This window comes from Ramlibacter sp. (assembly GCF_013697775.1).
Lineage (GTDB): Bacteria > Pseudomonadota > Gammaproteobacteria > Burkholderiales > Burkholderiaceae_C > Ramlibacter.
This window is the reverse complement of record NZ_JACCWG010000145.1, coordinates 1-5,215: the sequence shown is the minus strand read 5'-3', so window position 1 is coordinate 5,215 and position 5,215 is coordinate 1. Positions and strand designations below refer to the sequence as shown.

The following is a 5,215-nucleotide window of genomic DNA, read 5'->3' as shown; positions in this document are numbered from 1 at the left end:
CAACCCCAAACCATTCATCTGGACAGCCAGTGCTTCGGACATCCTGGCCAAGGTCACCAGAGCCAAGGCTGCATTGGCTGCGATCTCACGATAAGTACAGAACAGAGGCGCGCACCACACTAGCTTCTGCCGACCCATTTTTTTTGCGCGTGGCTCGCGCTAGTATCCCGGCATGCACCGGCCATCGCAGGCCGCGTATCCAAGGGGATGAGATGAACACACGAGCTGAATCCATGGCGCGCCACATGTGGGACGCGCGCTGCGCAGGGCAGGCGTACGCGAACCTCCCCGACGCGTTGGCGCCCGCATCCATCGACGAAGCGTACGCGGCCCAGGAAGCCTACTGGCGCCTGGCCGAACCGGTCTACGGCCCCGTTGCGGGCGTGAAGGTCGCAACCACCACCAAGGTGATGCAGCAGCTCATGGGCATCAACCATCCGTGCGGCGCGGCGATCTTCGCGAACACCATCCACCCGACGCCGGCGCGCATCGCCAAGGCCGGTTTCGTCAACCTGCGGGTCGAAAGCGAGATCGCGCTCAAGCTCGGCGCGGACATGCCGGCAACGCAAGCCCCGTGGACCGCCAACAGCGCGGCACGCTGCGTCGCCGGCGCCATGGCCGCCTACGAGCTGATCGAGGACCGCAACGCCGTGTACACCGAGACGAAGGCGGCCTCGATGATCGCGGACAACTGCTGGAACGGCGGCGTGGTACTGGGGCCGATGAAGGCGGTGACGGCGCGCGACGTCGCCGGCGTGCGGGGCACGCAGACGATCAACGGCAAGCTGTCGGGCGAAGGCCATGCCGAAGATCCCTTCGCCACGCTGGCCTGGCTCGCGAATCTTCTGGCGCAACGCCAGCGCGGCCTGACAAGCGGCATGGTCGTCATCACCGGCAGCCTCATTCCGACCTTCTCCGTCACACCCGGCGACCGCGTTGTGTTCGCCGTGGACGGATTGGGCGAGGTGGCCATGGACGTCGTGTAACGCCGCGGGGCGCCGGCCTCACACCCGGTCGACGCGCACCGCCAGCACAACGGACGTCGTTGTCCGCAGCACGCCATCCAGCTCCCCGATCTCGTCGAGCAAAGCGTCCAGGCGCATGGTCGTTGGCGCGCGCAGCATCGCCATGTAATCGAACTCGCCGCTTACGGACGCAAGCTGGCGCAGTTCCGGCAGCTTCGTGAGGCGACGGATGACATCGCGCTGCAGCTTCGGGTTGATCGAGATGCCGACGTAGGCGTGCACGCCTTGCTCGCCGGCCTCGGTGCCGAGCCGCACGGTGTATCCCACGATGGCGCCGCTTGCCTCCAGGCGCGCCAAACGCGCCAGCATCGTCGTGCGCGCAGCGCCTAGCTTGCGGGCGAGGTCAGCGACGCTCTCTCGCGCGTTCGCCTGCAGCAGCGAGATGAGTTCGCGGTCCAGCGCATCCCTGGGTGCGGCAAGCGGGAAGGGTTCGCGTTGGGCAGTAGCGCGGCGGCGGGTTGCAGGCATGCGCACATTGTACGTTTCGTCGAAATGAACGGACGTTTCGTCTGGATCGGACGGCAAATCGACCATATTACGCTATCAATCGTCAATGCGGCTCCATAGAATTTCCGCAACCACAACGCGTTTCGCAAAAGGGAGACTCTCATGAAAGTCGCACTCCTCGGCGCCGGCCACATCGGCCAGCGCATCGCCCGCCTGCTGCATGGCACGGGCGACTACGAAGTCACCGTGTTCGACCAGAACCCCGACGCGCTGGCCGTGCTCGCGGCCGAAGGCATGGGCACCCAGGTCGTCGGCGCGTCGCTCGAATCGATCGCCCCGGCATTGCGCGACCGGCAGGTGATGGTCAACGCGCTGCCCTACCACCTGGCGATCACAGCCGCCCGGATGGCCCGGGAGGCGTCCTGCCACTACTTCGACCTGACCGAGGACGTCGCCGCGACCAAGGAGATCAAGAACATCGCCGCCGGAGCGAAGACCGCATTCATGCCGCAATGCGGCCTGGCTCCCGGGTTCATCGGCATCGTCGCCCACCACATGGCGCAGTCGTTCGAAACGCTGCACGAGGTGAAGATGCGCGTCGGCGCGCTGCCCGAATTCCCCACCAACGCGCTGAAGTACAACCTGACGTGGAGCGTCGACGGGCTCATCAACGAGTATTGCCATCCCTGCGAGGCGATCCGCGACTCCAAGGTGATCGAGGGCTTGCCGCTGGAAGGGCTCGAGCATTTCTCGCTCGACGGCATCGAGTACGAGGCATTCAATACCTCGGGCGGGCTCGGCACGCTGTGCGAAACCCTCCAGGGCCGCGTGCGCGATCTCGACTACAAGACGGTGCGCTACCCCGGCCACCGCGACCTGATGCAGTTCCTGCTGCGCGATCTGCAGTTGCACAGCGACCAGGACCAGCTCAAGCGCATCATGCGCCGCTCGATGCCGGCGACGATGCAGGACGTCGTCCTGGTGTTCGTCACGGTGTCCGGCATCAGGAACGGGGCCCTGCTCCAGGAGGTCTTTGCACGCAAGATCTTCGCCGAGCGCGAAGGAAAGCACGCCCTGTCGGCGATCCAGATCACGACCGCCGCCGGCATCTGCGCGGCTGTGGATCTCTTCCGGTCGGGAAAGCTGCCGCAGTCCGGCTTCCTTGCGCAGGAAAGCGTGAGGCTGCCGGACTTCCTGGCGAACCGCTTCGGCAGCGCGTACGAGCGATCGCGCCAGATCGCGTCGATCTGCTGAATCAGGTCTTGGTGCGCAGCAGGCCGGCCATCATGTTGTCGAAGGGAAGGTCGCAGAACTGCTGCCACATGACCTGCTCCGAACGGAATTTGGACCACTGCGCGTAGATCTTCCGGAAGCCCGGGCTTTTCCCGGACATCTCGGCATACAGCTCGTTCGCCGCCAGGAACGCCGCCTGCGTCACCTCCTTGGGAAAGCTGCGCAATTGCGCTCCGCCGGCCACCAGCCGCCGCAGCGCCTGCGGGTTCTCGGTGTCGTACTTGGCGGTGAGCCACTGGTTGGCTTCGGCGGCAGCCACCTTCATCGCCGCCTGGTACTGGGCCGGCAGCGCCGCCCACGCCTTGCGGTTGATGAACAGCGCGAGCGACGCGGAGCCCTCCCACCAGCCGGGAAAGTAGTAGTACTTGGCGACCTTGTGCAGGCCCAGTTTCTCGTCATCCAGTGGGCCCACGAACTCGGCCGCGTCGATCGTGCCTTTCTCGAGCGCGGTGTACAGGTCTCCGGCCGCCAGCTGCTGGGCAACCAGGCCCAGTTTCGACAGCACCAGCCCGCCCAGGCCGCCGATGCGCATCTTCAGGCCCTTGAGGTCGGCGGCGTTTTTGATCTCCTTGCGGTACCACCCCGCCATCTGCGCGCCGGTGTTGCCCAGTGGCAGGACCATGACGCCGTAAGGCGCGAGGAACTCGTCGACCAGCGCGCCGCCGCCGCCTTCGTACAGCCACGCGTTCTGGGCCCGCAGGCCCAGCCCGAAGGGCAGGGCCGTGTGAAAGCCGAACGCCGGATCCTTGCCGATGTAGAAGTAGCTGGCGCTGTGGCCCGCTTCGACCGTGCCGCCCTCCACCGCATCGAGCACGCCCAGCGGGGGAACCAGTTCGCCGGCGGCGTGCAGGCTCACGTTGAACCGGCCGGCGGTGAGTTCGGCGATCCGCTTGGTGGCCATGTCCATGGCCCCATAAATGGAGGTCAGGCTCTTGGGGTAGCTGGACGCGATGCGCCAGCGGATCTCGGGCGCGCCGGTCTGCGCGATGGCGGGCGCGGCGACGCTCGCGATCGCCGCACCTGCGGTGCCGGCCCTGGCGATGAATTGTCGGCGTTCCATGTCCTCAGCGCTCCACCTGCTTGTTCCACCGCGTGTTCCACTCCGGCCGCGCCTGGTTGACGGCGTCCCAGTCGAGCGTGACCACGGTCTTCATGTAGCCCTTGAACTGCCCCACCATCGCCTGCGAGGCAGGGGATGATGGCTGCGTCTTGACGTTGCTGGGGATCTGGCTGCCGAACTCCAGGGCCGCCGCCTGCGCCTGCGGGGTCAGCAGGAACTCGGCCAGCTTCTGCGCGAGGTCCGGACTGTCGTTGTTCGCCGTGACGCACTCGGCCACCATCAGCAGCACGGCGCCCTCCTTCGGGTTCGCGTACTCCATCGGAATGCCGCGCGCCTTCTGGGTGGCCACGCTGGTCGGCGTCAGCGGGAAGACCGCGGCCTCGCCGGTCTGCACCATCTCGCTGAGCTTGGCCGAGCTGGGGATGTACTCAAGCACGTTCGGGCCGATGGTGCTTCCCCATTTCGCGAAGCCCGGCTCCACGTTCTTCTCGCTGCCGCCCTGGATGCGGTTGAACATCAGGAAGCCGTGCAGCCCGAAGCTGCTGGACGGCATCGACTGGAACACCACCTTGCCCTTGAACTTCGGGTCCGCAAAGTCCATCCACGAGGTCGGCGCCGGCCATTTCTTTTCGTCGAACAGCTTCTTGTTGTAGCCGATGCCCGTCATGCCGACGTTCACGCCTGCGGCCATGCCGCCGGCCATGCGCGCGGCGGGGTACAGGTCCTTCTGTACCGGCGTGTCGGCCATCTTCTGGCACAGGCCCATCTTCACGGCGCGCATCATCACGCCGTCGTCCAGGAACATCACGTGCACCGGCGGCTTCTCCTTGCTGGCCTGCACCTTGGCCAGGATGTCCGACGAGGTGCCGGGCACCACCACCACCTTCACGTTGTGGATGCGCTCGAAGGCGGGGAACACGTACTTGGTGTACGACTGCTCCATCACGCCGCCGTTCATGCCGATGTAGAGCGTCTTCTGCTGGGCAACGGCGGTGCCCGCAGCGGCGAGCGTGGCGAGCGCGAGCAGGCCTGCTTTCTTAGGCAGGGGAGGAAACATGCGTGTTCCTTTCAGTGGATGCGGTGGTGGAGGACAGGGAGGAAAAGCGCTGGATGGCGAAAGCGTCGAGCGGCACCTGCGGGCGGCCGCGGCTCACCCACTGCGCAAGCGCCTCGCCCACGGCGGGACCGGTCTGGAAGCCGGCGCCGCAAAAGCCGAAGGCATGCAGCAGCTGCGGATGGCGCGCCGAGGGCCCGATCACCGGCTGGTGGTCCGGCAGCGAGCCTTCGACGCCGGACCAGAAGCGGATCACCTGCGCGTGCGCGAGCGGCGGAAACAGGCCGGCCATGCGCCGGCACAGCTCGGCGATGGCCTGCGCGCGCGGCCGTGCAT

At 66.5% G+C, this 5,215-nt stretch carries 6 protein-coding genes; 2 read left to right on the top strand and 4 right to left on the bottom strand.

Translation table 11 applies throughout. The features are described from left to right. The first annotated feature begins 212 nt into the window (after window positions 1-212). Window positions 213-986, top strand: a complete 774-nt coding sequence (locus tag H0U68_RS07165; protein ID WP_296354059.1) for a fumarylacetoacetate hydrolase family protein — start codon at window positions 213-215, stop codon at window positions 984-986. 18 nt (window positions 987-1,004) lie between these two features. On the opposite strand, the gene H0U68_RS07160 is transcribed toward H0U68_RS07165, so the two are convergent. After that, window positions 1,005-1,493 carry an Lrp/AsnC family transcriptional regulator gene (locus tag H0U68_RS07160; protein ID WP_296354060.1) on the bottom strand — a complete coding sequence of 163 codons (489 nt, stop codon included), beginning with the start codon at window positions 1,491-1,493 and terminating at the stop codon, window positions 1,005-1,007. 141 nt (window positions 1,494-1,634) lie between these two features. Between H0U68_RS07160 and H0U68_RS07155 the strand changes: the two genes are divergently transcribed. Further along, window positions 1,635-2,726 (top strand): saccharopine dehydrogenase C-terminal domain-containing protein, encoded by a 1,092-nt coding sequence (locus H0U68_RS07155; protein WP_296354057.1) that lies wholly within the window; start codon window positions 1,635-1,637, stop codon window positions 2,724-2,726. 1 nt (window position 2,727) lies between these two features. Here the strand turns inward: H0U68_RS07155 and dctP are convergent, their stop codons facing one another. The 3 genes from dctP to H0U68_RS07140 all read right to left on the bottom strand — a co-directional run. Next, complete coding sequence (dctP, locus tag H0U68_RS07150; RefSeq protein WP_296354055.1) at window positions 2,728-3,825, bottom strand: TRAP transporter substrate-binding protein DctP; 1,098 nt, start codon at window positions 3,823-3,825, stop codon at window positions 2,728-2,730. A gap of 4 nt (window positions 3,826-3,829) precedes the next feature. After that, window positions 3,830-4,882 carry an ABC transporter substrate-binding protein gene (locus H0U68_RS07145; RefSeq protein ID WP_296354053.1) on the bottom strand — a complete coding sequence of 351 codons (1,053 nt, stop codon included), beginning with the start codon at window positions 4,880-4,882 and terminating at the stop codon, window positions 3,830-3,832. Then, window positions 4,863-5,215: FAD-binding oxidoreductase (locus H0U68_RS07140; protein WP_296354050.1), on the bottom strand; the 353-nt coding region annotated here is incomplete at its 5' end. The genes H0U68_RS07140 and H0U68_RS07145, both read right to left, overlap by 20 nt.

Coding starts and splice junctions, on each gene's coding strand:
- H0U68_RS07165 (WP_296354059.1), top strand. CDS start 213: ATGAACACACGAGCTGAATCCATGGCGCGCCACATGTGGGACGCGCGC.
- H0U68_RS07160 (WP_296354060.1), bottom strand. CDS start 1,493: ATGCCTGCAACCCGCCGCCGCGCTACTGCCCAACGCGAACCCTTCCCG.
- H0U68_RS07155 (WP_296354057.1), top strand. CDS start 1,635: ATGAAAGTCGCACTCCTCGGCGCCGGCCACATCGGCCAGCGCATCGCC.
- dctP (WP_296354055.1), bottom strand. CDS start 3,825: ATGGAACGCCGACAATTCATCGCCAGGGCCGGCACCGCAGGTGCGGCG.
- H0U68_RS07145 (WP_296354053.1), bottom strand. CDS start 4,882: ATGTTTCCTCCCCTGCCTAAGAAAGCAGGCCTGCTCGCGCTCGCCACG.